Below are 24,284 nucleotides of genomic sequence, written 5' to 3'. Positions count from 1 at the left end.
CGTCATCCCCGGCGGGCGCTCGACGACAGCTACGGCACCTCGCCGCGGTGTCGGAACGCCCGAATACTCCCAGTATGCGGGCGTGCCTCCGCCTTGCGATGCACCACATCCGACGCCGCGCGCCGATCCGCCAGGGATGACGGGACAGCCCTGAGCCGCAGCGGTCACCGATCCGGCACAGGCTCGGGCGGGCCCCCGAGCCTGTCAACCGGGCGGGCTCAGCCGAGGTCCGGGATCCGCCAGTCGATCGGCTCGTGGCCCTGGGCGGCGATCGCCGCGTCGATCTGCGTGAAGGGGCGGGAGCCGAAGAACTTCTTCGCCGACAGCGGCGAGGGGTGCGCGCCCTTCACGACCACGTGCCGCTCCTCGTCGATCAGCGGGAGCTTCTTCTGCGCGTAGGCGCCCCAGAGGACGAAGACGGCCGGGTCCTTCCGCGAGGCCACCGCGCTGATCACGGCGTCCGTGAACTTCTCCCAGCCCTGGCCCTTGTGGGAGTTCGCCTCGCCGGCCCGGACGGTGAGGACCGCGTTGAGCAGCAGGACGCCCTGCTCGGCCCACGGCATCAGATAGCCATTGTCCGGGACGGGGTGCCCCAGCTCCTCCTTCATCTCCTTGTAGATGTTCCGGAGGGAGGGCGGGGTCCTGACCCCGGGCCGCACGGAGAAGCAGAGGCCGTGCCCCTGCCCCTCGCCGTGATACGGGTCCTGGCCCAGGACCAGGACCTTCACCCGGTCGTAGGGCGTCGCCGCCAGGGCGGCGAAGACCTCGTCGCGCGGCGGATAGACCGGCCCCTTGGCCCGCTCCTCCTCGACGAACTCGGTGAGCTGCTTGAAGTACGGCTTCTGCAGCTCTTCGCCGAGGACGCCGCGCCAGGACTCGGGCAGCATGTCGGTGTCGGTCACGTCAACAACCTCCGGTAGACCATGTTCTCCACTGATCATCGAACCTACCGGGGGCCACTGACAACGCCCGCGCGCGGGCCTCCCGTCCGGCTTCCGCCGGTCCGGGAGGCGACGCGCGAGCGGGCGCTTCCTACCAGCTGGCGCGGCGGTTGAGCTCCCACATCTGCATGACGGTCTGCGGGTCGAGCGCGCGCTCGCCGCCGCCGATGTCCTCGCTGGCCGCGATGTAGAGCTTGCCCTGCCACAGCGGCAGCAGGCGGACGTCCTCCACCATGAGTTCCTGGGCCTTCTTGAACTCGTCCGTGGCCGCCCCCCGGTCGCTCTCGCGCCGGGACTTGGGGAGGAGCTGGTCGGTGATCTCGGGGCGCAGGTACGGGGTTCCGAGCACGTTCTGCTTGCCGATGAACGGCGCCACGAAGTTGTCCGGGTCCGGGAAGTCGGGGAACCAGCCGCGGCCGAAGACCGGATACTGGCCCTTCTGGTAGCCCGCCTGGAACTCCTTCCAGGGCTTGCTGCGCAGGGTCACCTTGAAGAGGCCGGACGCCTCCAGCTGCCGCTTGAGCTCGGCGAACTCGGGCGCCGTGGCGGAGCCGTAACGGTCGGTGGTGAACCAGAAGTCCAGCTCCACGGGGTCGGTGATCCCGGCGTCCCGCAGAATGTCGCGGGCCTTGTCGACGCTGGGCTCGCCGAAGCGGTCGAAGAACTCGGTGGTGTGACCGGCGATGCCCTTGGGAACCATGGAATAGAGCGGCTCGGCGGTGCCCTGGTAGACCTTCGCGACGAGTTCGTCGCGGTCCACGAGCTGGGCGATCGCCTTGCGGACGGGCGCCTTGGCGACGGTGGAGTCCTGGGCGTTGAAGACGAGGTAGCGGATGTCGGCGCCGGTCGACTCGATGAGCTGGAGGCCCTTGTTCTCTTCCTTGTCCTCCTGGAGGGCGACGACCTCGGCGGCGGTGAGTCCGCGGTAGGTGGCGTCGATCTCCTTCGCCTTCAGAGCGGCGACCATCGGCTCGGACTCCTTGAAGTACCGGATGGTGACGCCGCCGTTCTTGCGGTCGGCGAACCCCTTGTAGGTGGGGTTCTTCGTCAGCTCCGCCTTGTCGCCCTCGGCGTAATCGTCGAGGACGTACGGTCCGGAGCCGACGACCTTGCCGTCCTCGCGGAGCTTGTCGGCGGGGTACTCCGCCGGGTCCACCAGCGACATGGCGGGCGTGGCAAGGATGAAGGGGAAGGTCGCGTCGGGCTTGTTCAGCCGGAAGACCACCGTCCGGTCGTCGGTGACCTCGATCTTGTCGAGGGAACCGAGCATGCCGTTGGGGCCGCCCTCGACGTTGATCTTCCGAATGCGTTCGATGGAGTACTGGACCGCCTTGGCGTCCAGTTTGTGCCCGTTGGAGAATGCGAGACCCTCGACGAGTTTGCATTCGAAGATCCGGCTGGACGTGTCCTTGAATTCGCAGTCGGCCGCGTCGGACTGCGGTGTCGTGCTTCCGGTCGGGAAGCTCACGAGCGTCTGGAAGACATTCCGGAACAACTCCCAGGAGTTGTCCCAGGCAGCGGCCGGATCAAGCGTGGAGGGAGAACTCGTCGTACCGACGACGATTCTCTGCTCCCCGGCGGATTCAGCATCCGAAAACAGGCTGCATCCGGAAACCAGGGATATGGACGCAAGGGCTGCAGCGGCCTGCAGACTGGTCCGGTTGAACACGTGCACGCTCCTCGTTCAGCCATGGGTCGGCCGACCATACCGCAGCACCCCGCCAGGTCAATGTTCGACCCTGGCGGGGCACTTGCGTCATTCACTGCATAACCGGGTCTAAACCGGTCACATATTCCGGCGAGTGTCCGGATACCGGTCACCCGACTCCGGCGTTGAGGAAAATCCCACCGTCGACCACGAGCGTCTGGCCGGTGATCCAGTCCGACTGGTCGGACGTGAGGAAGGCGGCCGCCCCGCCGATGTCCTCGGGGACGCCGAGCCGGCCGAGCGGGTACGCCGCCGCTGCCTCGGCTTCCCGGCCCTCGTAGAGGGCCTGGGCGAACTTGGTCTTCACGACCGCAGGGGCGATCGCGTTGACCCGGACGCCGGGCGCGAGCTCGTGCGCCAGCTGGAGGGTCAGATTGACCATGGCCGCCTTGCTCATGCCGTACGCCCCGATGAAGGGCGAGGCGGAGATGCCGGCGACCGAGGCGATGTTCACGATCGCGCCGCCGTGCTCCTTCTGCCAGGCGCGCCAGGTCTGCTGGGCGAAGCCGAGCGCGGAGATCACGTTGGTCTCGTATACCTTGCGTGCCACGTTCAGGTCGAGTTCGGCGATGGGGCCGAAGACCGGATTCGTACCGGCGTTGTTGACCAGGAAGTCGACCCGCCCGAAGGCCTCCATCGTGGCGTCGACGGCGGCGGCCTGGTGGGCCTCGTCGTGCGCCTTGCCGGCGACCCCGATGACCCGGTCGGCGCCCAGCCGCTCCACGGCCTCCTTGAGGGCTTCCTCGCCCCGTCCGGTGATGCAGACCCGGTCGCCGCGGGCGACCAGGGCCTCGGCGACGCCGTAACCGATGCCCCGGCTCGCCCCGGTGACGAGGGCGACCTTGCCGGAGAGTTCGGGAAGTGCGGTGGTGCTCATGTCCGTCTCCTTTTCCGCTCGCGTGGGGGCGAGGTCAGTTGAGCGGGCCGCCGGCCACGTACAGGACCTGACCGGAGACAAAGCCGGCGTCGTCGCCCGTGAAGAAGGCGATGGCGTTGGCGATGTCGTCCGGGTTGCCGACGCGCTGCACGGGGATCATGGAGGCGGCCGCGGCCTGGAACTCCTCGAAGCCCATGCCGACGCGCTCGGCGGTCTGCGCGGTCATCTCGGTGACGATGAAGCCCGGCGCCACGGCGTTGGCGGTGATGCCGAACTTGCCCAGCTCCTTGGCCAGGGTCTTGGTGAAGCCCTGCAGACCGGCCTTGACGGCGGAGTAGTTGGCCTGGCCGCGGTTGCCGAGCGCCGAGGAGGACGAGAGGGAGACGATCCGGCCGAAGCCCGCGTCCACCATGTGCTTCTGACAGGCCTTCGCCATCAGGAAGGCGCCCTTCAGGTGCACGTTCATGACCGTGTCCCAGTCGGACTCGGTCATCTTGAAGAGCAGGTTGTCGCGGAGCACGCCCGCGTTGTTGACGAGGATCGTCGGCGCGCCGAGCTCGGCGGCGACCCGCGCGATCGCGGCCTCCACCTGGGCGCCGTCGGAGACGTCGCAGCCGACGGCGAGGGCCGTGCCGCCCGCCGAGGTGATCTTCTCGACGGTGTCCTTGCAGGCCGCCTCGTCGAGGTCGAGTACGGCGACGGCGCGGCCTTCCGCGGCCAGCCGTACCGCGGTCGCGGCGCCAATGCCCCGCGCCGCGCCGGTGACGACGGCTACGCGCTGCTCGGTGGTGGACATGCTGGTTCTCCTCGCCCTTGGATCATCCCTGGTGTGCGGCCCACACTGCGTCCCGCTGATGAGCGACCGCTTAGTACCTTCCGCAGGACGAGACGCTAGAAGCCCTGGCACCCGGTGTCAACGGCCCACCGGGTGCACCCGATCACTACCCTTCCCACGGACGCGGTTCAGCGCACCAGGAGATCGAGCAGCCTTTCGACCTCGGCGCCGGGATCGGCGGTCAGACCGGTGTGCACCGGGCCGGGCTGCACCACCGTCGAGCGGGGCGCGATGAGCCAGCGGAACCGGCGCCCGGCGTCATCCCGCGCCGCCTGCCCCGCGTCGTCGCCACCCCGGCAGACCCCTTCGACGCCGTGCAGCGCGGCCCGTACGCCGATCACGTCGGCCGCCGGGTCGAGCGCCCTCAGCTTCGCCTCGTCGAGGTGGGTCCGGGCGGCGACGAAGGACTTGGCCCGGCAGTAGACCACCACTCCCGCGTTGAAGAACTCGCCGCGCTCCACGCGGGGCATCACGCGCAGGACGGCGTACTCGAAGACATCGCGGTCGGTCACGTGGTGCGGTCCTTCTGGGTGGGGTTCGGCCGAGGGGGCAGGCGGTCGGCGAGCCAGCCGGGCGCCTGGGCGGGCGCGCGCTCGGCGCGCGGCCCGAGGGTGATCCTCTCGTGGATGGAAGCAGCGCGCGGGAGCAGCGCCTCCACGTAGGCGCGGCGCAGCGCGTCGGGCGTCTCGAAGCCGGGCTCGTCGAGCAGCCACTCGTCGGGCACGTCGGCCGCGACCTCGTGGAGCAGCTCGCGCGTGACCAGCGGGGCCAGTTCGGCGGCGGCGGAGGCGACGTCGGGTCCGAACGGGGCCAGCGCGTGGTCCGATGCGTCGTAGGGCTTGGCGGCGGACGCGGCGGCTCCGGGCCAGTTGTGGTGCCAGATCATGGTGGCGCCGTGGTCGATCAGCCACAGGTCGCCGTGCCAGACCAGCATGTTCGGGTTGCGCCAGGACCGGTCGACGTTGTTGATCACCGCGTCGAACCAGACGACCTTCCCCGCCTCCTTCGGGTCCACCTCGTACGCCAGCGGGTCGAAGCCGAGCGAGCCGGGCAGGTAGTCCATCCCGAGGTTGAGGCCGCCGCTCGCCTTGAGCAGCTCCTGCACCTCCTGGTCGGGTTCGGAGAGCCCGATGACGGGGTCGAGCTGGATGGTGACCAGCTCGGGCACGCGCAGCCCGAGCCGGCGGGCGAGCTGCCCGCAGACGACCTCGGCGACGAGGGTCTTGCGGCCCTGCCCCGCACCGGTGAACTTCATGACGTACGTACCGAGGTCGTCCGCCTCGACGATCCCGGGGAGCGAGCCGCCCTCACGCAACGGCGTGACATAGCGGGTCGCTACGACCTCTTCCAACATTCTCCCAGGTCACCCATCTCTTCATCTGACAATCCACGGACGGCTTTTGGGGGCGGAGGGGCGGGAATCGCCGGTCGACGGCGTCGGAGAGGGCCCTGGGGACGCCGACCGGCAAGCCGGTTCCCCTGCTCCCGAAGCAGACCGCCGATGGTGCCGCGCCTCGTGCCGCCGGCCTCCGGCATGAAGTGAGCAGCGTAACCGAGGGTGATCGCGCGCGAGCATCACCCAAGGGCACAGCGCCATGGTCGCGATGGATCGGGCGTGTACATGGGGTGACGCGCGAGGCGCTCGAAGAAGCTCCAGCAGGATGCCGCGCCGGCACTACCGGCGGCCCGACGTCCCCTCCTGTTCGTCCAAGGCGGCCAGGAGGCTGCGGAGCGAGGCGCGCGTGGCCCGGATCTCCTCGTCGGGGAGATCCGCGAAGAGGGAGCGGTGCCGCTCCTCGGCCCGCGCGGTCACGCGGGCCAGCGCGTCCTTGCCGGCCGGCGTCGGGGCCAGCAGGGGCGAGGATCGGTGGTCCGGGTTCACGGCGAGGTCGGCGAGCCCGAGCGTCACGAGGTCGTTGGCGACGCGCTGGACGTTCTGACGGCTGACACCCAGGCGCCGCGCGGCCTGGGGAACCGTGAGCGGCTCCTCGGACACGACGCTCAGCAGCTGCCACCGCGCCTGGGTGAGTCCTTCCGCACCGGCGGTCTCCTCGCCCAGCCGCCGCAGGGCGCCGGCCGCCTCGTAGACGTCGGCGATCAGCAGAGCTACCTCGTCGGGCATCGCACACTCCCTCCCATTGACAACACGTTGCCACTGCAGCAACATGTTGTCATCTTGTTCGCTTCGGATCCCCTTAGGACACGACATGCCCAGGACCGACCTCTACCGGAATGTTCACATGGGGCAGCGCGCCCGCATGTTCACGCTGGCCATCGAGCTCGGGGCCGCCGACCTCGACGGGGCCGGCGCCGCGGTGTACGCCGAACGCTGCCTCGACCTGACCCGGGAACTCCGCGCGCACGCCGAGCACGAGGACACCTTCATCCATCCCCTGCTGCGGCAGCGCGCCCCCGCCGCCGCCGACGCGCTGGACGCCGAACACCTCCGCCTCGACGCCGCCTTCGCCGCGCTCGACGCGAGCGCCCGCGCCCTGCCGGGCACCGCCCCCGACGACCTGCCGGAGGCCCGGCACGGGCTGTACCTGACCCTCAACGAGGTGATCGCCGCCTATCTCGCCCATCTGCACGCCGAGGAGACGGTCGCGATGCCGGCCCTGTGGGAGAACGCCACCGACGGTGAACTGGAGGCCGTCTTCGCCGCCTTCCGCGCCTCCCGCACCGCGGACGAGGCCCTGGCGGACCTCCGCGCGATGCTGCCCGCCCTGCCGGCCGCGACCAGAGCCGCGATCGTCCGCGGCGCGGTCGAGGCGGCACCCGGCGAGGAACACCGCACGCTGGCCGCCCTCACCACCACCCTCGCCCCCGACCAGCGCAACCGCCTCTACGCGGACCTCGGCCTGCCTGAGCTGTGGGCACTCCGCGACCGCTGACTTCGGAAATCGCGTAGCTGCCGCGTTCCCGGCGCCGGTACCGTCCGGTCCGAGACCAGCCGCACCAGCGGCTTCCCACGTCCAGAGAGCGACACGCACATGACCGGCCGGCGAGCAACGACGACCCTGTGGCGCCCGACAGGCCCCGAGGAGCTGGATCTGGTCCGCGCGCTGAACTGGCGCGCTTGGCCGCCTCGGCTCCCCGAGCAGCCGATCTTCTACCCGGTCCTCGACGAGGACTACGCGATCAAGATCGCGAGGGACTGGAATGTGAAGCACAGCGGTGCCGGCTTCGTCACCCGCTTCGAGGTCGAGTCGGAGTTCGTCCGCCGGTACCCCGTGCAGCAGGCCGGAGGGCGGACGATTCTCGAGCTGTGGGTCCCGGCGGAGGAGCTGGACGACTTCAACGCTCACATCGTCGGCGAGATCCAGGTGGTCCACGAGTTCCGCTGAGGCTCCGATGACGACGGCCACCCCGCCTCCGCCCCCCGGCATCACGGTTGAGGTCGCTCGGTTCCGTGAGGGCGGTACGGTGAGGGCATGAAGGAGACCGCGACCGTCGAGACCGTCCTGCCACCGGCGCCCGGCGCCGAGGAGTATCCGGCGCTCGATCTCGCCAACACCGCGATCGCCCTGCCCGGCGGGCAGTTCGCGGATCTTCTGGGGACGCCCGCCGTCGCCGGCCAGTGGCTGGTCGATCACGGCCTGGCCCCCGCGGACGTCCGGATCCAGGAGATGTGCGCGGCGCGGATGCGGTCCCTGCGCGAGCAGGTACGGGCCCTGCTCGCCTCCCGCGTCGGCGGTCATCCGGCCCCGCCCGGCGCCCTCGCGGCCGTCAACGACGCGCTCACCCGGGTGCCCACCGCCTCCCCGCTCGCCTGGGACCCGACCCAGGGGCTGCACCGGACGACCCCGCACCCCGTCGACCAGATGCTGGAGCAGGCCCTGGGCATCCTGGCCGCGAACGCGGCCGATCTGCTCACCGGCCCCGACGCCGAGCGTCTCGCCGCCTGCGACTCCGCCCCCTGCAACCGCTTCCTCATCCGTTCGGGGCGCCGCCAGTGGTGCTCGACCCGCTGCGGCGACCGGGTTCGCGCGGCCCGCGCCTACGCCCGCCGCACCCAGGGCGCCGTCGATTGAGCCCATCTCCCGTCCCGAGGCCGTGACCGACGCCACCCGAGAGGCCCCTCCGCACGCGCGGAGAGGCCTCTCGCATCTCCACTTCTCACGTTAAGGCTTGCACTTATCCGTGAGACCAAGCTAGGTTCACTCACGGATAATCATTCTCTCAACCGTGAGGTTCCGATGACCGACGCTCCCACCACGCCCGCCACCACCGCCTCCGCCCTCGTCCCCGTCCACGTCTTCGGCGGCCCCACCGCCCTCATCGAGTACGGCGGCCTGCGCTTCCTGACCGACCCGACCTTCGACGCCCCCGGCGCCTACGACTCCGGCCTGACCAAGACCGCCCCGACGGCCACGACCCCCGCCGCCCTCGGCCGCGTCGACGTGGTCCTGCTCTCGCACGACGAGCACGACGACAATCTGGACGCCTCCGGCCGGGACCTGCTCGCCGACGTGCCGCTCACCCTCACCACGCCCGGGGGCGCGGGGCGCCTCGGTGGAACCGCCCGGGGCCTGGAGGACTGGGAGTCGGTCGACCTCGACCGCCCGGGCGGCGGCACGGTCACGGTGACGGGCGTCCCCGCCCTGCACGGCCCCGGTCGGCGGGAGGAGCTGGAACCGGTCGTGGGCGAGGTCGTCGGCTTCGTCCTGACCGGCGAGGGACTGCCCACGGTCTACGTCAGCGGCGACAACGCCCAGCTCGGCCCGGTCCAGGAGATCGCCGACCGGTTCGGACCGGTCGACACCGCCGTCCTGTTCGCCGGCGCCGTCCGCCTGCCCGTCCTCGACCACCAACTGCTCACCCTGGACAGCGACCAGGCCGCCGAGGCCGCCCGGATCCTCGGAGCACGTCGGATCGTGCCCGTCCACTTCGACGGCTGGGCCCACTTCACCGAGGGCCGCGACCGGCTGGTCGCCGCGTTCACCGCGGCCGGACTGATCGACCGCGTACAGCTGGGCTGACCACCCCGAAACCGGCCCGGTGCGCCGTCGCCTCACCCGGTCGGGTTGCTCGTGAACGATCCGGGCCGCTCGCGCGTACTTCCTCCCGACAAGGTCATCGGCTCGGTCGGATCGATATCTAGGGGAGCGTATGAGCACAGTGGCACGCCGGACAGTGGTCTCCGCGGCGAGCGGCGCGGGCCTGGTGGCGGTACTCGCCGCCTGCGGCGGCGGCTCGGACGGTGACGGCTCGGGCGGCAAGGCGGGCGGCGGTGGCGCGACCGACGCCCCGGCGGACGCGGGCACGGGCGCACCGCTCGCGAAGACCGCCGATGTCCCGGTGGGCGGCGGCATGGTGATCGCCGACAAGGGCGTGGTGATCACCCAGCCGACCGCCGGCGAGTTCAAGGCGTTCTCGTCGAAGTGCACCCACATGGGCTGCGCCGTCAGCGGAGTCGCCGACGGCGTCATCACCTGCCCCTGTCACCAGAGCCTCTTCGACGCGTCGGACGGCAGCGTCAAGGGCGGCCCCGCGACCGCGCCGCTGCCACCGACGTCGATCAAGGTCGAGGGGGACGCGATCACCCTGGCGTAGGACTCTTCCAGCAGCGCAGCACCTCCTCGGTGGTGGTGACGGTCGAGACGAGCGCGAGCGTGTGGCGGATCATCGCGGGGGTGTAGTCGGCCGGTACCCCCGCGATGGCGTCGCCCGGCACGACCACGGTGTAGCCGAGGTTGACGGCGTCGAACACCGCGTTGGGTACGGCCACGTTGGCCGAGACGCCGGTGACCACGAGAGTGCGGCAGCCGAGGTTGCGCAGCACCGGGTCGACGTCGGTGCCGGCGAGCGGCGAGAGCCCGTGGAGCCTCCGTACGATCAGGTCCTCGTCCGCGACCTCGATCGGTTCGGCGATCCGTACCGCCGTGCTGCCGCTGTGCTGCTGTACGGGCAGTCGGGCCACGGCCTGGAAGAGCCTGGCGTTGCTGTTGGCGCCGCGCCCGTCGGGCCGGCGCTCGGCGACGGCGTGCAGCACCTGGACATCGGCCTCGTGCGCGGCGGCGACCAGGCGCGCCACGTTCGCCAGCGCCCCCGAGGAGCGGGCCACGGCGGCGAGTTCGGGAAGGGCGCTGTCCCGGCCGACGACGCCCTGCTGGCATTCGACGGTGAGCAGCACTGTGCCCGGCGGGTCGAGCAGGTCCTGGAGTCGAGCCCTTCGAGCGGTGTCGGTCATGTCTCCCCCTCCGGTCGCCGCGGGACCTGGCTCCCCCGGGCGGGCGAGGCTAGCCACCCTCGCTCTCGGAGGGAAGAGCCATCATTGTTCCGTCCTTGCTCTCCGCGGGAGGAGCCCTCATGCTTTCTGACACTTCATCAGAGAGCGAGAAGGGGGCGGGCGATGACCGTCACACAACGCCGTGGGCGCCGGATCATGATGAGTCCGGCCGAGCTGGACACCTTCCTCACCGAGCAGCGCACCTGCCGGGTCGCGACCGTCTCCGCCGACGGCCGGCCGCATGTCGGTGCGCTGTGGTTCGTCTGGGACGGCACCTCGCTCTGGCTGTACTCGATCACCCGGAGCCGCCGCTGGGCGCAGTTGCGCGCCGACCCGCGGATCGCGGTGGTGGTCGACGACGGGGAGGAGTACGGAGAGCTGCGCGGTGCCGAGCTGTCGGGCACGGCGGTCTTCGTGGGCGAGGCTCCGCGTACGGGTGAGCCCTGCCCGGAACTGGAGGTTCCCGAGCGCCTCTTCGCGGCGAAGAACTTCGGCCTGGAGACGATGCCGCACGACGGCCGGCACGCCTGGCTGAAGCTGACTCCGGACGCGATCGCCTCCTGGGACTTCCGCAAACTGGCCCGGCTCTGAGCACCGGGGGCAGAGGCCCCCGGAGACCGAACCGGCGAACCGGCGACCGGACCCGGACCCCGGACCGCCCGACCCCCGGACCCGGGCCTCGGACCCCGACGCCGGACCCCGACCCCCGGACCCCCCACCCCCGACCCCGAACCCCCGCCTACGGACCCCGGTCGCGAGACCCCGGGGCCCCGTCTCAACTGCTCTGTGCGGCCCCCGCCTCCCTCAGCGCCCCCACCGCCGCCCGGATGGACGGCCGCCGGGCGGCGTCCGCGCGCCAGGTCGCGTAGATGTGCCGGCGCATCTTCTGGCGGACGGGAACGAAGGCGACCCCTTCCGGCGGGCGGCCGCGGCCGAGCCGGGGTGTGACACAGACGCCGAGGCCGGCCGCGATCAGGACGAGCTGGGTGTGGTGCTCCCCGGCGAAGTGCGCGATGCGCGGCTCGATGCCCTGGGAGCGCAGGGTGAACAGAAGCCAGTCGTGACAGAACTCGCCCTCGGGCCACGACACCCAGTCGTCGTCGCCGAAGTCCTCCAGGTCGACCTCGGCGCGGCCGGCCAGCGGATGGTGCGCGGGCATGGCCACGTCGGCGGCGTCGTCGAGGAGATGGACGCGCTCCAGGCCGCCCGGCACGGGGGCGCGCTTGTTGCTCCAGTCGAGCACGATCGCGAGGTCGGCGTCGCCCCGCAGGACTTCCCGGATGCCCCGCTCCGGCTCCATCTCGGCGGTCCGCACCCGCAGGTCGGGGTGGTCCACGCGCAGGGCTCCGAGCGCGCCGGGGAACAGCCCGCGGGCGGCCGTCGGGAACCCCACGACGCGCACCTCCCCCACCACCTGGCCGCGCTGCGCCTCGATGTCGGACTGGGCGAGCTCGACCTGGGAGAGGATGCGGGCGGCGTGCTCGGCGAGGAGCAGTCCGGCGTCGGTGAGCCGCACTCCCCGCCCGTTCTTGGCGAGGAGCTGCTGCCCGACCTCCCGCTCCAGCTTCGACAACTGCTGCGACACGGCCGAAGTGGTGACGTGCAGCCCGTCCGCCGCGCCACTGACCGACCCGTGCCGCGCCACGGCGTCCAGGGTCCGCAGGCGCTCCAGATTCAACATGTAAGCAATGCTAAGGGAACTCCTCCAAGAAATCTCGCTTGTTCTACGAGATGGGAGAAGTCACTCTGAGAGGCATGAGCTCCGTCGCCCCGTCCCGGGCCCCCTCTCGCGCCCCTCGCCGCTCCGCCATGCTGGACTGGCGCGTCCGCTTCGGCGTCCTCGCCCTGATCTGGGGCTTCAGCTTCCTCCTCATCAAGGTCGGCACGGAGGGGTTCGCTCCGTTCCAGGTGACCTTCGGCCGTCTCCTGTTCGGTACGGCGGTGCTCGCCGTCGCCATGGCGATCAAGCGTGAGCGGCTGCCCAGGGGCGCCCGCACCTGGCTTCACCTCTCGGTCGCCGCGTTCCTCCTGAACGCCCTGCCGTTCTCGCTCTTCGCGTACGCCGAGCTGACGATCCCGTCGACGCTCGCCGGCATCTGCAACGCCACGACCCCCCTGTGGGGCATGGTGCTCTCCCTCGTCGCGCTCTCCGAGGACCGGCCGACGCGGGTGCGGGCGGCGGGGCTGGGCATCGGGTTCATCGGGGTGCTGACGGTGCTGGGCGCCTGGCAGGGCTTCTCGGGTCTCGACGTCACCGGCACGGCGTTGGCGCTGCTCGCGTCCTTCAGCTACGCGGTGGGGTGGATCTACGTCCGTCGCACGCTGAGCGGAACCGGCGCCTCCCACCTCTCCCTCGCGGGCTCCCAGGTCGCACTGGGCACGCTGCAACTGGCCGTCGTGACCCCAATGTTCACCTCGCTCCCTGACTCGGTCGAGATCGTCCCGCTGCTCGCCGTCATCACCCTGGGGGCGCTGGGGACGGGGTACGCGATGCTGCTGCAGTACGGGATCGTGGCCGAGGTGGGGCCGACGACGGGGGCGATGGTCACGTACTTCATCCCGGTCATCGCCACGGCCGCGGGCGTCGCGGTGCTGGGCGAACAGCTCTCCTGGAACACCCCCGTCGGCGCCGTCATCGTCCTCGCGGGTGCGGCCCTCACCCAGACGCGCGGCCCCCGCCGCCGGGCCGGGGCGGCGACGCCGATCGCCGCGGCGGCCACCGCTCCGCCGGCCACGGAACCCCTGGCACCCCTGCCCCCGGCGGCGACACCGACCGGGGCGCCCACCCCCGGGGACGCCGCCGTGCGGTCTCCCGCCGATGCCGCCGGCGCATGCCCCTAGGGAGAGACCGGAAGATGTCGGGCGGGTCGTTCGGGACACGGCTCGCCCACCGGGGACCCTGCGGGCGGACGACGCCACGTCCGAAACACGACCTAGCCGTACGTGCGTGCCGGAGCCGGCCCCGCCGCCGAGGCGATCGCGTCGGCCAGGTCCTCGATCTCGTCCACGGCCAGCCCTGAGACGGTCAGCCGGACGGCCGGCCCGGCGTCGATCCGGAAGCGGGCCCCCGGGGCCACGGCCCACCCCACGCCGATGAGACGGGCCACGGCCCCCGTCTCGTCGGCGACGGGGACCCACACGTTCATCCCGGTGCGACCGTGGGCCTCGATGCCGCGCCGCCCGAGGGCGGCGACCAGTCCGTCGCGCCGCCGGGCGTAGGCCCGCGCGACCTCCGCCGTGTTCACGGCGCCCGTGACCCACAGGTGCACCACGGCGCGCTGGAGCAGTCTGCTGACCCAGCCGGGCCCGAGCCGCTGGCGCCCGAGGACTCGGTCGACGGTCTCGGGGTCACCGGTCAGGGCGGCGACCCGCAGATCCGGCCCGTACGCCTTGGCGACCGAGCGCACCAGCGCCCAGCGGTCCGTCGTACCGGCCAGGGGGTGCAGCGGCAGGTCGACGAAGCCGTGGCCGTGGTCGTCCTCGATGAGGAGCACGTCCCGGTGGGTGGCCAGGAGGGGGCGCAGCTCCGCCGCGCGGGGCGCGCTCACCGCCGCGCCGGTCGGGTTCTGTGCCCGGGCGGTGACGACGATCGCGCGCACACCGGCTCGCAGCGCTCGTGCCAGGGCGTCCGGCAGCGGGCCTTCGTCGTCGACGGCGACCGGGACCAGCCGCAGTCCGAGCGCCGGAACGAGGTCGAGCAGGCTCCCCCAGCCCGGGTCCTCGACGGCGACGGCGTCTCCCGGCCGGAGGTGGACGGCGAGGATCCGCTCGATGGCGTCGAGCGAGCCCGAGGTGACGGCCATCGGCCCGCCGGGCACCCCGTCCGCGTCCAGCGCGGCCCGCGCCAGCCGCGCGAACTCCTCGTCGACGGGCGCCTCGCCGTACATTCCGGGCCGCTCGGCGTCCCTCAGGGCCGCCTGGGCGAGCGCCGGGCCCAGCGCCGGCAGGAGCGCCGGGTCCGGGTTGCCCTTGCTCGCGTCGCGGACGCCGGCCGGGGCGTCCACCCGGATCGAGCCGCGTGCCGTGGTCGCGGGCTTCGGCCGTACCCGGCTGCCCCGTCGCCCGTCCGTCGCGATGACCCCGCGCTCGCGCAAAGTGCGGTACGCGGCCGCGACGGTGTTGGGATTCACCCCCAGGCTCTGCGCCAACTCCCGCATGGGTGGCAGCAGTTGCCCCGGCTCCAGCGCACCGGCGGCCACCCCCCGCTCCACACTCGCGGCGATGTCCGATGCGCGACGACCCTCGATCCGATACTCTCCTAGCACAAAAGAGATTATGCACTAGTGCAATGGAGAGCGCAATGACCGACACCTACGAGCGGACCGAGCGGACCTTCCCCACCCGCGGCCGCGATCGAGCCTCGTACGACCGCGCGCTGGTGCACTCGATACTCGACGAGGCGTACGTCTGCCATCTCGGCTTCGTCCGCGACGGTGCGCCGGTGGTTCTCCCGACGCTGTACGGCCGGGTCGGCGAGCGTCTCTACGTCCACGGTTCGACCGGCTCCCGGCCCCTGCGGATGGCGGGCCGGGGCGCCGAGGCTCCGGGGCTGCCGGTCTGCCTGACCGTCACCCACGTCGACGGCCTCGTGCTCGCCCGGTCCGCCTTCCACCACTCGATCAACTACCGCTCGGTCGTGGTACACGGCACCGCCCGCCCGGTGACCGACCCCGAGGAGCTGCGCACCGCCCTGGACGCCCTGGTCGACCACGTCGTCCCCGGCCGCTCCGCCGACTCGCGCCCTGCCGATGCCAAGGAGCTCGCCGCCACGGCGGTCCTCCGGCTCGACCTGGACGCGGTGTCCGCCAAGGTCCGCACCGGCGGCCCGAACGACGACCCCGAGGACGCCGCGCTCCCCCACTGGTCCGGCGTGGTCCCCGTACGCAGGAGCTACGGCACCCCCGTCCCCGCCGACGACCTCGACCCCACGATCGCCCTGCCCGACTACCTCTCCGCCGTCTGAGAGGGCCCGGCGTGCCCACGTCTAATTACGCGAACCGCAAGCCGGAGGCGGTCCAAGGCCGCATCGTCGCCGCCCTCGCCGAGCGCGACGGGTCCGGCGACAGGACCGCCCGCGCCCACCGGCTCCGCCGCCGTACCGACACCTGACTCAAGCGGGTCGAACGCCGTCGGCTCCCGTGCGCCGTCACCCCGTCCGCCTGCTCCCGGTGCGCGGCCTCCGTCCGTCAGCTTCCCGCCCGGTCGGCGGGAGCCGAGGCCCGGTCGGCGGGCGGCCCGGATTCGAAGGCGGCTGCCCCGGCCCCCGCCACGGGCTGGGCCGAGGCGGCCTTCGGGGTCGAGGACTGGGCGATGAACGCGCCGATCAGGACCACCGCGCCGCCGATGATCTGCGGGGCGGCCAGGTGCTCCCCCAGGAGCACCCAGGCCAGGACGGTCGCGATCACGGCCTCCAGGCAGGCGACGACGCCGGCCACCTGGGGCGAGAGCCTGCGCACCGAGATGACTCCCGTGACGTAGGCGAGGACGGTGGCGATCAGGACGATCCAGCCGAGCAGCAGCCAGGCCGGCGCGGCGCTGCCGTTCATGTCGGCGGTGCCGCCGAGGACGGACCAGTCCATCCCCCACGGCCGGGCGATGACGGTGAGGACGAGGGCGCCGAAGAGGAGTCCGTACGCGATGACGCCGAGGGGATCGGCCGGGTCCGACTCGTCGCCGCTCTGGTCGGAGAGGACGAAGTAGCCGACCTGGCAGCAGGCGGCGCCGAGGGCGAGCAGCAGCCCGAGCAGATCGAAGCTCAGCCCGGACCAGACCTGCACGACGCACGCGAGTCCGCCGACGGCGAGGACGACGCCGACGGCTGCGGCGCGGGTCACGGGGCGGCGCTGGACGAAGCGGACCCAGCCGAGCACGAGGGCCGGGGCCAGGTACTCGATCAGCAGGGCCACGCCGACGGGGATGCGGGAGAGGGAGGCGAAGTAGAAGGCCTGGACGCCGGCGACGGCGAGGAGGCCGAAGCCGGCGAGGAGTGCGGGTTTGCGCCTCAGGAGGTCCCGGTGGCGCCAGGCCACGGGCAGCATGAGGAGCGCGGCACCGGCGACCCGGAGCCACACCACATGGAGCGGGTCGAGTCCCGCCTCGATGAGCGGCTTGGCCGCCACACCTGAACCACCGAATGCGAAGGCCGACACCAGGGCGAGTCCCAGGCCGGCGCTTCTCCCCTGAGACGCGTGCATCGGGCCATCATGACAGGGCGGGGACAGGTGCGTAAGTCCCGTTACACCTGTTGAGACAGCTCCGCGATCCGGGTGGTCAGCGTCTGCCCGTCCACCCGCGACCTGCGGAGCACCTCGGCGGCCCTGCTGTCCTGGTCCGCGACGATCGCGGCCAGCAGATCGAGGCCGCGGGCCCGGGGCTCGCCGCGCCGGGCGGCCCGCTCGAAGGCCCGGGCCATGGCAGCCGCGGCGGAGGGGGACCACCCGGCCACCCCGGTCCACCCGGCCACTCCCGCCCGCTCCACCGCGCCCGGCCGGTCCGGCCCGCCCGACCGGCCCAGAGCCCCCGGCCGATCCAGAGTCCCCGGCCACTCCAGGCCGCCCGGCCGGTCCAGGGCGTCCAGCGCCCCCACGGCCTCCGGCGCGTCCCGCCGTACGACGTGTCCGGCGCCGGTCTCCTCGGCCGAGCGCCGCCAGCGGAGCCCGTAGCCGATGGAGCGCTGGACGAGGTATCCGAGCACCCGGGCGAGCTGCGCGGGGCCGTCGAAGACGGCTCCCACCTGGGGATCGGATTCGATGAGGGAGTGCAGCAGATGGGCGGTGTCGACCTGCCGGTCTCCGCCCCGCAGCGCTCTGCGGCGCGCCCCCGCCACGACGGTCGCGAGTTCGACGGTCAGGCCGGAGACGAGGTCCTCGTGGGGGACCGCCGGCTGTCGGGGGCGAGGGACGGGGCTGTGCACTCTCCTACCTCATCAGGTCGCGACGGCCGGAACATCCCCGCGGAGAAGCATGTGTACATCCCACCGGAGTGGGGGCCGGGCGGTCGGTTCCTCCTCCTTGGGGATGAGATCGCGCGGATGCGACGTCCGGCACGCGCGCCGTCTTGCCTCCGGCCCGGGACACGACCATGTCCGCTTCCGGTGTCTTCCGTACAGGGGCAGGGGGCCGGCCGCATGCAGAACGACGGCCAAGAACTGACGGTTCATCAGTATTGAATGTTCGCGACCACGCGGCTACGTTCCGCGACACGGGATCCCAACGAGCACACGTGAACGCGTGAAGGGGTGGTCGCATGGCCGAAGTCAGCGCGGAGACACGGATCAAGGCGCCGGCCGAGAAGGTCTGGGCGCAGCTCACTGACTTCTCCTCGTACGGCGAGTGGAACGCCACCCACACGGACTTCCCGCAGGGCGGCCCGGACCGGCTCGAAGCGGGTGCGACCTTCGCCGAGAACATGAAGCTGATGGGCTTCCCGGCCGAGGTGACCTGGACGGTCGAGGAACTGGAGACGGCGCGGGTGCTGGCCATCCGGGGCAAGGGCCCGATGGGGGTCACGGTCGGCACCCGCTACTCCCTGGCGCCGGAGGGGGACGCCACGACCCTGCGCATCGACGGGGAGTTCACCGGCGCGGCGGTCTCGCTGATGGCGGGCAAGCTCAAGGACTCGGCGACGGCGGCGCTGAACGAATCCCTGCGCAAGCTGTCCGGCCTGGTCGCCTGAGGCGGGCGTGTGACGGAAGGGCCCCGCGGCGATTCGCCACGGGGCCCTTCTTCACGCGCGGTGCTCGTCCTGAACGATCAGTGCTCGTCGGCCAGGATCAGATACAGCTTCTTACGGGCTTCGTTGATGACCCCGACGGCCTTGTTCCGCTGCTCGGCGCTGCCGGTCTTCCAGACCTGCCCGAAGGCCTCCATCAGACCGAAGCCGGCCTGCCGGATCTCGTTCACGGCCTCCCAGTCGACACCGCGCCCGGCCTCTTCCCACGGGGCCTCCGGCCCCGTCTCGGCCTCGGCGCGCCCGGCGTCGGTGAGCGTGAACAGCTTCTTGCCGCCGTCGGTGGCGCTCTCGATCAGCCCCTCGTCCTCGAGGAGCTGGAGCGTGGGGTAGACGGAGCCGGGGCTGGGCTTCCACGCTCCGCCGCTGCGCTCGCCGATCTCGCGGATCATCTCGTAGCCGTGCATCGGCCGGTCCTTGAGCAGCGCGAGGATCGAGGCGCGCACGTCTCCGCGCCGCGCCCTGCCCCGCCCGCCGCCTCCACGGCCACGGCCACCCCCGAAGGGGCCTCCGCCGAACGGCCCGCCCCCGAACCCCGGCCCGAAGGGGCCGAAGGCGGGTCGGCGCCGCTCGAAGTCACCGTCTCCGAAGGCGCCACGACCGAACTGGCCGCGCCCGGAGTCACCCCGCCCACGAGGGCCGGGGCCGCAGTCTCCATGTCCGTGTTCGTGTCCATGAGTACGCATCGCAACGCTCCTTCCATCGGATGACATCATCGAACTGTCGCGATGCTTCAACGATATATCGGAAGCGTTCTTTTGCCAACCCTCCTCGCAGCGAGCACACCGAGGCCGGGCCGAGGGGCGCGCCACGGGCGGCGGACGTCTCGGTCCACCGACGACGGATTGGCCTTGGCCTGGGACTTCACGGCGCCGGTAGCGTCCTGGGCATGCGGATTCGAATCGTCGACGCCTTCACCGACCGACCCTTCTCCGGCAACCCGGCGGGGGTCCTGCTGCTCGACTCCTTCCCGGACGACCACTGGCTCCAGAAGGTGGCCGCGGAGGTCAACCTCTCCGAGACGGCCTTCGCCCACCCGCTGCCCGAGGGCGGCGAGGCGGACTGGGCCCTGCGCTGGTTCACCCCGACGACCGAGGTCGACATGTGCGGCCACGCCACCCTCGCCACCGCGCACGTCCTGCACACCACGGGCGCGGCGACCGGGACCGTGCGGTTCGCGGCCCGCTGCGGCGTCCTCAGCGCCACGGCCGAGGACGACGGCACCCTCACGATGGACTTCCCCACGTCGTCGGTGACCCCCGTCCCCGTCCCGGACGGGCTGGAGAAAGCGCTGGGCGCCGAGATCGTTTCCGTCCACGACACCGCCGCCCACATCGGCGACCTGGTCGTCGAGCTGCGGGACGAGGCGACCGTCCGCTCCCTCGCACCGGACTTCGCGGCCCTGGTACACCTCTCGGACCGGGGCGTCATCGTGACCGCCGCCGCCGAACAGCCCGCGCGGGGTTACGACTTCGTCTCCCGGGGCTTCTTCCCCGGCCTCGGCATCGACGAGGACCCGGTCACCGGCAGCGCGCACACCGCGCTCGCCCCGTTCTGGTCGGCGCGTCTCGGCCGCGACGAACTGACCGGCTTCCAGGGCGGTGCCCGCACCGGCCTCGTCCGCACCCGCCTGCGCGGCGACCGCACCCTGCTGACCGGCCACGCGGTCACGGTCATCGAGGGTGACCTGCACGCCTGACCCGCCCGCGCCGCCCGGACGACGAGGAGGGGCGCACGGCCACCGCCGTACGCCCCTCCTGGTCCGCCCCTTCGTCTCCTCCCGCCGCACCTCCGCCTCAGCGGTCGGCAGCCGGTCCACTCCCCCGTCTAAGCGGTCGGCAGCCAGTCCACTCTCCCGGCGAGCAGGCCGTACCCGACGAAGGCCACGATGTCGAGCAGCGCGTGCGCCACCACGAGGGGCCCGACCCGCCCCCACCGCCGGTACAGCCAGACGAAGACGACGCCCATCACCATGTTCCCGATGAAGCCGCCGACGCCCTGGTAGAGGTGGTACGAACCGCGCAGCACCGAGCTGGCCACCAGCGCGGCCGTCGGCGTCCAGCCCAACTGGTCGAGCCGGCGCAGCAGATAGCCGACGACGATGACCTCCTCCACGACGGAGTTCTGCACCGCCGAGAGGATGAGCACCGGGTACTTCCACCACACGTCGGGCAGCGACTCGGGCACCACCGTCAGGTTGAACCCGGACGCCCGCGCCACCAGGTAGAAGGCGAGACCGGCGCTGCCGATCCCGGCCGCCACCAGCGCGCCGCGCCCCAGGTCCGGCCATGGCCGGGTCCGGTCGAAGCCGATCGCCCGCAGACCGGAACGCTCCCGCACCAGCAGATGGGCGACGAGCAGCACGGGGACGAGGGCGGAGGCGATGCCGAAGAGCTGCCAGGCGAGGTCGAGCCAGGGCCGCCCGGGCGCGTACGAGCCGTTGAGCGTCGCCGCCTGGTCCTTCAGCCCGCCCGGCTTGGTCAGCGAGCCGATGAAACTGATGAGGGCCGAGACACCGCTCGCACCGAGAGAGAGCGCGAGCACGATGAACGTCTCGGACCGCAGGATTCCGCGCGAAGGCCCGTCAGGGGGAAGAGGACCGGCCACCACTCGTTGCTCCGACACCACACCTGTCTCCACTTCCCCATCGCTTCCCGGGTACGGAGATCATGCGCGACGCCGGGCTCCGAGCGCCATTCCCTGCGGCAGCCGTCCACCGGCGGCCGGTCACCCGGTCGCGGGGGGCCTCAGGCCGAGGCCCGCCTCACACGCCCCCCGTCGGCCACGTGTGCACGGGGTCGCCCTTCCGCATCAGCTCGGCGTACCGGCGCGTCATGGCCGACAGCGCCTCCTCCCGGTCCAGGCCGGACTCCAGCGCCCGGTGGAAGGTGTCGGCCTGCCAGGACGCGCCGTTCACCCGCTTCCGGCAGCGCTCCTCGATCACCCCGAGGTAGAAGTCGCGGTCCGCCGGCTCGACGTGCCAGGCGTCGAGCCCGGCCGCGGCCAGCGGCAACAGCTCGTCCACGACGAGCCGCGCCGCGGGCACCGCCGCCACGCCGCCGGAGCGGCCGGGCCGGGGCCAGCGCAGCTCCGCCTCGATCCCGTGCCGGCAGGCCGCGTCGAAGTTGGCCGCCGCGTCCTCGAACGCCAGCCGCTTCCACACCGGCCGGCTCTCCTCCGCCAGCGACCGTACGAGGCCGTAGTAGAAGGCCGCGTTGGCGACGACGTCGGTGACGGTCGGGCCGGCCGGCAGGACGCGGTTCTCCACCCGCAGGTGCGGCACGCCGTCCACCCACCCGTAGACCGGGCGGTTCCAGCGGTAGACCGTGCCGTTGTGCAGCACCAGCTCGCGCAGCTGCGGCACCCCGCCCCGGTCCAGGATGAGCAGCGGGTCCTCCTCGTCGCAGATCGGCAGCAGCGGCGGGAAGTACCGCAGGTTCTCCTCGAAGAGGTCGTACGCGGAGTCCACCCACCGCTCCCCGAACCAGGTCCGCGGCCGCACCCCCTGCGCCTGCAGCTCCGGCGGCCTGGTGTCCGTGGCCTGCTGGAAGAGCGGCGGCCGGGACTCGCGCCACAGTTCGTGCCCGAAGAGGAACGGAGAGTTGGCGCCGACCGCGATCTGCACCGCGGTCACGGCCTGGGCGGCGTTCCACACGGCGGCGAAGCGCGCCGGAGTGACCTGGAGGTGGAGCTGTACCGAGGTGCAGGCGGCCTCGGGCACGATCGACGTGGACGTGCACGACAGCCGCTCCACGCCGTGGATGTCGAGGACGAAGTCCTCCCCGCGCGCGGCGACGATCTGGTCGTTGAGAAGGGCGTAGCGGTCGACGTCCGAAAGATTCTCGGGGACGAGGTCGTGCTGGGCGAGCGTGGGAAGAATTCCGATCATGACCACGCCCGCGTCGACTTCCTGGGCTTTGCGGTCGGCATATCCCAGACCGGTGCGCAGCTCCTCCGCGAGCCGGTCGAATACGCGCCCGGCGAGACGGTGCGGAGCGATGTTCACTTCGAGATTGAACATTCCGAGTTCCGTCTGGAAATCCGGGCTGGCGATCCGCTCCAGGACGCGCCCATTGACCATCCGGGGCATGCCGTCGGGGCCCGCGAGATTGAGCTCGATCTCCATGCCCATGAGATTCCGGGGCCCGTCGAACCTCTTCTCCGCCAGGAGCCTCGCGAGCCCCGCGAGGCACTGCTGGAGCTTCCTGCGGTATCGCTGCCGGTCGGACAGGTCGAACCCGTCCGCCACGACCTTCTCCCCCATCGAGCGTCCTTCCCCGCAATGGGCGGCCGCGGCGACGGCCGCGCGTGTCACGGACGATGATGCCCCGGCGGGCCGATCTATAACGCCTGCGCGGCGACCGTGTTGAACGATAGTCTGGGATGAGTTCCGTCCGGCACACCCCGCGGGCATCCAGCATAGGACATATTCCAACGGCATAATCAACGGAACCGTTCGATCGATTATCGGCCGTCCGCCTTACGGGGAACGTCGCAGGCAGGCGCCACGACACTGCCCCCAGGCCGGGAAATCACCGCGCGAATGCGTCCGGATGAAGCCTTGCCCGCAATATCCCCGTCAGGTAGCGGAAACACTGTGTGAACACCTCTCGTATAAACTCCGCGAACGAGGCAGAGTGTTGGCGCCCGGCCATGGCCTCATGGCCCCTTCCGGCCGGCAGCTGACAGCGCCGTCGTACCTGCCCATGCGTCACCGTGTCTCCTGAGCGAGAGGCGACCCACCATGCTCCGACCCACACCGGCCCCTGCGCCGGCCCTGCGTAGTGTCCTCGCGGCCCTCGGTTCCCCCACCGCGGTCCGTGAAGCGCGAACGCCCGCCCTCCGGAACGCCCAGGGCCCGTTGAGCCCCGAACTGCCCCTCCCCGTCCACGTACTCGACGTACGGGACGAGGTTGCCGCACCCGGGCAGGCTCCGCGCACCCGACTCGCCGGATGGCGCTTCCTGATCCGGGGCACCGACCGGGCCGTCGCGGCCGCGGACACCATGCTCACCCCCGACGGCTGGACGTTCTCGCACTTCTTCGAAGGGCCGTACGTGGGCGCCACGGAGCGCGCGCTGCTCCAGGCAGAGGCGTTGCCGTCGGCGTACCAGCCCCGGCTGCTGTCCGTTCCGGAGCTGTACATGCTGACCCTCTGGCTGCACGGCGACACCGAGGCCGACGGCGCCTCCGCCTCCCCCGCGCCCACCGATCTGCTGATCCCGCTCGCCCCCGCCCCGCCCGGCATCGCCGCTCACCGCCCGCACCGGGTCGCCGACCTGCTGCCCGTGCTGAGCCTGCGCCTCGCCCCGCCCCCGCTCTTCGGCACCCCGGCGCCGGCCTGACCCGGCGCACACGCCCCCGCGCGCCCCGCGACCGCCCCGGTCGCGGGGCGCGGTGCGTAAGAACACCCGGCCCGGAGCGCGGGCGGCCGCTCACCACCCGCCTCGAACACCCCTGCCGAACGGGCCTCCCCCAACGGACTAGCCCGCTGGGGCTATGCCGAACCACCCGAAGTGACCGCCCAGTTGCGTTGAACCGCCCGCGCGGGTGATACGTCTTCATGCAGTAGGAAGAGCTGCCGCGAAATACCTGCGGATCGACGTCCGTAGGGGAACACTGGACCAACCGAACCTACAACGGGGGGCGGCCATGAGCACCGCGTCGAGCCGCAGGACGACACTCACCACGACCCAGCGAAAGAACCCACCCATGTGCCAGCACCAGCCAGCCTGTCCCACCGCCGACTCCGCCGACCGGGAGGCGGCGCGCCTGATGGCGCACCACCCGGAGCAGGGCTGGAGCCTGCTGTGCAACGGGGTCCTGCTCTTCGAGGACACCGGTGAACTGCTGCCGGACGGACAGATCATCGCCCCGCACCGCCCGCTCCGGGCGGCTCAGGTGACGACCGCCGCCTGACGGGAGGGCAGTCCCGCGCACGACGTACCCCCGCACGACGGGCAGGAA

General features: G+C 71.9%; 28 protein-coding genes. 13 read left to right on the top strand and 15 right to left on the bottom strand.

Annotation, left to right across the window (positions count from 1 at the left end):
* Positions 1 to 218: 218 nt before the first annotated feature.
* From ung to ACZ6RC_RS15400, 7 genes are all read right to left on the bottom strand, one after another.
* A complete protein-coding gene (ung, locus tag ACZ6RC_RS15430) occupies positions 219 to 902 on the bottom strand; it encodes a uracil-DNA glycosylase (protein WP_391138395.1) in 684 nt (227 codons plus the stop codon).
* Between the two features lie 130 nt (positions 903 to 1,032).
* Positions 1,033 to 2,610, bottom strand: coding sequence for an ABC transporter substrate-binding protein (locus ACZ6RC_RS15425; RefSeq protein WP_391138397.1), 1,578 nt, complete (start codon positions 2,608 to 2,610; stop codon positions 1,033 to 1,035).
* Between the two features lie 148 nt (positions 2,611 to 2,758).
* Complete coding sequence (locus ACZ6RC_RS15420; RefSeq protein WP_469582974.1) at positions 2,759 to 3,526, bottom strand: SDR family oxidoreductase; 768 nt, start codon at positions 3,524 to 3,526, stop codon at positions 2,759 to 2,761.
* A gap of 34 nt (positions 3,527 to 3,560) precedes the next feature.
* Positions 3,561 to 4,322 (bottom strand): 3-oxoacyl-ACP reductase FabG, encoded by a 762-nt coding sequence (gene fabG / locus ACZ6RC_RS15415; protein ID WP_391138401.1) that lies wholly within the window; start codon positions 4,320 to 4,322, stop codon positions 3,561 to 3,563.
* A gap of 167 nt (positions 4,323 to 4,489) precedes the next feature.
* Positions 4,490 to 4,873 carry a DUF3037 domain-containing protein gene (locus tag ACZ6RC_RS15410; RefSeq protein ID WP_469582971.1) on the bottom strand — a complete coding sequence of 128 codons (384 nt, stop codon included), beginning with the start codon at positions 4,871 to 4,873 and terminating at the stop codon, positions 4,490 to 4,492.
* The gene (locus ACZ6RC_RS15405; RefSeq protein WP_469582968.1) at positions 4,870 to 5,715 is read right to left on the bottom strand and encodes a HipA family kinase; all 846 of its coding nucleotides are present in this window, start codon (positions 5,713 to 5,715) and stop codon (positions 4,870 to 4,872) included. Before ACZ6RC_RS15405 ends, ACZ6RC_RS15410 begins: the two co-directional genes overlap by 4 nt.
* 321 nt (positions 5,716 to 6,036) lie before the next feature.
* Positions 6,037 to 6,483 carry a MarR family winged helix-turn-helix transcriptional regulator gene (locus ACZ6RC_RS15400; RefSeq protein ID WP_469582965.1) on the bottom strand — a complete coding sequence of 149 codons (447 nt, stop codon included), beginning with the start codon at positions 6,481 to 6,483 and terminating at the stop codon, positions 6,037 to 6,039.
* An 85-nt stretch (positions 6,484 to 6,568) separates the two neighbouring features.
* Between ACZ6RC_RS15400 and ACZ6RC_RS15395 the strand changes: the two genes are divergently transcribed.
* The 5 genes from ACZ6RC_RS15395 (at position 6,569) to ACZ6RC_RS15375 (ending at position 9,914) form a co-directional block, all read left to right on the top strand.
* Positions 6,569 to 7,252, top strand: a complete 684-nt coding sequence (locus ACZ6RC_RS15395; protein ID WP_469582962.1) for a hemerythrin domain-containing protein — start codon at positions 6,569 to 6,571, stop codon at positions 7,250 to 7,252.
* A 99-nt stretch (positions 7,253 to 7,351) separates the two neighbouring features.
* On the top strand, positions 7,352 to 7,705 hold the full coding sequence (locus ACZ6RC_RS15390) for a hypothetical protein (protein WP_453619426.1): 354 nt from the start codon (positions 7,352 to 7,354) through the stop codon (positions 7,703 to 7,705).
* An 87-nt stretch (positions 7,706 to 7,792) separates the two neighbouring features.
* The gene (locus ACZ6RC_RS15385) at positions 7,793 to 8,392 is read left to right on the top strand and encodes a CGNR zinc finger domain-containing protein (RefSeq protein ID WP_469582958.1); all 600 of its coding nucleotides are present in this window, start codon (positions 7,793 to 7,795) and stop codon (positions 8,390 to 8,392) included.
* Between the two features lie 165 nt (positions 8,393 to 8,557).
* Positions 8,558 to 9,340 (top strand): MBL fold metallo-hydrolase, encoded by a 783-nt coding sequence (locus tag ACZ6RC_RS15380; protein ID WP_469582955.1) that lies wholly within the window; start codon positions 8,558 to 8,560, stop codon positions 9,338 to 9,340.
* A 130-nt stretch (positions 9,341 to 9,470) separates the two neighbouring features.
* Entirely contained in the window at positions 9,471 to 9,914 is a 444-nt protein-coding gene (locus ACZ6RC_RS15375) for a Rieske (2Fe-2S) protein (protein WP_391138418.1), read from the top strand.
* Here ACZ6RC_RS15375 and ACZ6RC_RS15370 read toward each other — a convergent pair.
* Entirely contained in the window at positions 9,901 to 10,551 is a 651-nt protein-coding gene (locus tag ACZ6RC_RS15370; RefSeq protein WP_469582953.1) for a cysteine hydrolase family protein, read from the bottom strand. The genes ACZ6RC_RS15375 and ACZ6RC_RS15370 overlap by 14 nt on opposite strands.
* Positions 10,552 to 10,713: 162 nt before the next feature.
* Here ACZ6RC_RS15370 and ACZ6RC_RS15365 point away from each other — a divergent pair, with 162 nt between their 5' ends.
* Complete coding sequence (locus ACZ6RC_RS15365; protein ID WP_391138422.1) at positions 10,714 to 11,181, top strand: pyridoxamine 5'-phosphate oxidase family protein; 468 nt, start codon at positions 10,714 to 10,716, stop codon at positions 11,179 to 11,181.
* A 184-nt stretch (positions 11,182 to 11,365) separates the two neighbouring features.
* Here ACZ6RC_RS15365 and ACZ6RC_RS15360 read toward each other — a convergent pair whose 3' ends face one another.
* On the bottom strand, positions 11,366 to 12,271 hold the full coding sequence (locus tag ACZ6RC_RS15360) for a LysR family transcriptional regulator (RefSeq protein WP_391138424.1): 906 nt from the start codon (positions 12,269 to 12,271) through the stop codon (positions 11,366 to 11,368).
* Between the two features lie 74 nt (positions 12,272 to 12,345).
* Here ACZ6RC_RS15360 and ACZ6RC_RS15355 point away from each other — a divergent pair, with 74 nt between their 5' ends.
* Positions 12,346 to 13,431, top strand: a complete 1,086-nt coding sequence (locus tag ACZ6RC_RS15355; RefSeq protein ID WP_469582948.1) for a DMT family transporter — start codon at positions 12,346 to 12,348, stop codon at positions 13,429 to 13,431.
* 92 nt (positions 13,432 to 13,523) lie between these two features.
* Here the strand turns inward: ACZ6RC_RS15355 and ACZ6RC_RS15350 are convergent, their stop codons facing one another.
* Positions 13,524 to 14,855 carry an aminotransferase class I/II-fold pyridoxal phosphate-dependent enzyme gene (locus tag ACZ6RC_RS15350; RefSeq protein ID WP_469582945.1) on the bottom strand — a complete coding sequence of 444 codons (1,332 nt, stop codon included), beginning with the start codon at positions 14,853 to 14,855 and terminating at the stop codon, positions 13,524 to 13,526.
* A 35-nt stretch (positions 14,856 to 14,890) separates the two neighbouring features.
* Between ACZ6RC_RS15350 and ACZ6RC_RS15345 the strand changes: the two genes are divergently transcribed.
* Complete coding sequence (locus ACZ6RC_RS15345) at positions 14,891 to 15,553, top strand: pyridoxamine 5'-phosphate oxidase family protein (RefSeq protein ID WP_469582942.1); 663 nt, start codon at positions 14,891 to 14,893, stop codon at positions 15,551 to 15,553.
* Between the two features lie 11 nt (positions 15,554 to 15,564).
* The gene (locus ACZ6RC_RS15340; protein WP_469582939.1) at positions 15,565 to 15,699 is read left to right on the top strand and encodes a hypothetical protein; all 135 of its coding nucleotides are present in this window, start codon (positions 15,565 to 15,567) and stop codon (positions 15,697 to 15,699) included.
* Between the two features lie 77 nt (positions 15,700 to 15,776).
* Here the strand turns inward: ACZ6RC_RS15340 and ACZ6RC_RS15335 are convergent, their stop codons facing one another.
* A complete protein-coding gene (locus tag ACZ6RC_RS15335) occupies positions 15,777 to 16,784 on the bottom strand; it encodes an EamA family transporter (protein WP_391138434.1) in 1,008 nt (335 codons plus the stop codon).
* A 41-nt stretch (positions 16,785 to 16,825) separates the two neighbouring features.
* Positions 16,826 to 17,503 (bottom strand): Clp protease N-terminal domain-containing protein, encoded by a 678-nt coding sequence (locus ACZ6RC_RS15330; protein ID WP_469582934.1) that lies wholly within the window; start codon positions 17,501 to 17,503, stop codon positions 16,826 to 16,828.
* Positions 17,504 to 17,835: 332 nt separating this feature from the next.
* Here ACZ6RC_RS15330 and ACZ6RC_RS15325 point away from each other — a divergent pair, with 332 nt between their 5' ends.
* Positions 17,836 to 18,264 (top strand): type II toxin-antitoxin system Rv0910 family toxin, encoded by a 429-nt coding sequence (locus ACZ6RC_RS15325; RefSeq protein WP_469582929.1) that lies wholly within the window; start codon positions 17,836 to 17,838, stop codon positions 18,262 to 18,264.
* Positions 18,265 to 18,341: 77 nt separating this feature from the next.
* Here the strand turns inward: ACZ6RC_RS15325 and ACZ6RC_RS15320 are convergent, their stop codons facing one another.
* The gene (locus ACZ6RC_RS15320; RefSeq protein ID WP_391138440.1) at positions 18,342 to 19,004 is read right to left on the bottom strand and encodes a PadR family transcriptional regulator; all 663 of its coding nucleotides are present in this window, start codon (positions 19,002 to 19,004) and stop codon (positions 18,342 to 18,344) included.
* A 203-nt stretch (positions 19,005 to 19,207) separates the two neighbouring features.
* On the opposite strand from ACZ6RC_RS15320, the gene ACZ6RC_RS15315 reads away from it, so the two are divergent.
* A complete protein-coding gene (locus tag ACZ6RC_RS15315; protein WP_469582923.1) occupies positions 19,208 to 20,017 on the top strand; it encodes a PhzF family phenazine biosynthesis protein in 810 nt (269 codons plus the stop codon).
* Between the two features lie 128 nt (positions 20,018 to 20,145).
* Here ACZ6RC_RS15315 and ACZ6RC_RS15310 read toward each other — a convergent pair whose 3' ends face one another.
* Positions 20,146 to 20,925, bottom strand: a complete 780-nt coding sequence (locus tag ACZ6RC_RS15310; protein WP_453619536.1) for a CPBP family intramembrane glutamic endopeptidase — start codon at positions 20,923 to 20,925, stop codon at positions 20,146 to 20,148.
* A gap of 157 nt (positions 20,926 to 21,082) precedes the next feature.
* The gene (locus tag ACZ6RC_RS15305) at positions 21,083 to 22,582 is read right to left on the bottom strand and encodes a glutamate-cysteine ligase family protein (RefSeq protein WP_469582920.1); all 1,500 of its coding nucleotides are present in this window, start codon (positions 22,580 to 22,582) and stop codon (positions 21,083 to 21,085) included.
* Between the two features lie 480 nt (positions 22,583 to 23,062).
* Here ACZ6RC_RS15305 and ACZ6RC_RS15300 point away from each other — a divergent pair, with 480 nt between their 5' ends.
* Both ACZ6RC_RS15300 and ACZ6RC_RS15295 read left to right on the top strand, forming a co-directional pair.
* The gene (locus ACZ6RC_RS15300; protein ID WP_469582917.1) at positions 23,063 to 23,662 is read left to right on the top strand and encodes a hypothetical protein; all 600 of its coding nucleotides are present in this window, start codon (positions 23,063 to 23,065) and stop codon (positions 23,660 to 23,662) included.
* Positions 23,663 to 24,029: 367 nt separating this feature from the next.
* Entirely contained in the window at positions 24,030 to 24,236 is a 207-nt protein-coding gene (locus ACZ6RC_RS15295) for a DUF5999 family protein (RefSeq protein ID WP_391138449.1), read from the top strand.
* Positions 24,237 to 24,284 lie beyond the last annotated feature (48 nt).

Source organism: Streptomyces sp. NPDC048353 (genome assembly GCF_055587165.1).
The sequence above is the reverse complement of the archived record's forward strand: the minus strand, read 5'-3'. Positions and strand labels throughout refer to the sequence as shown.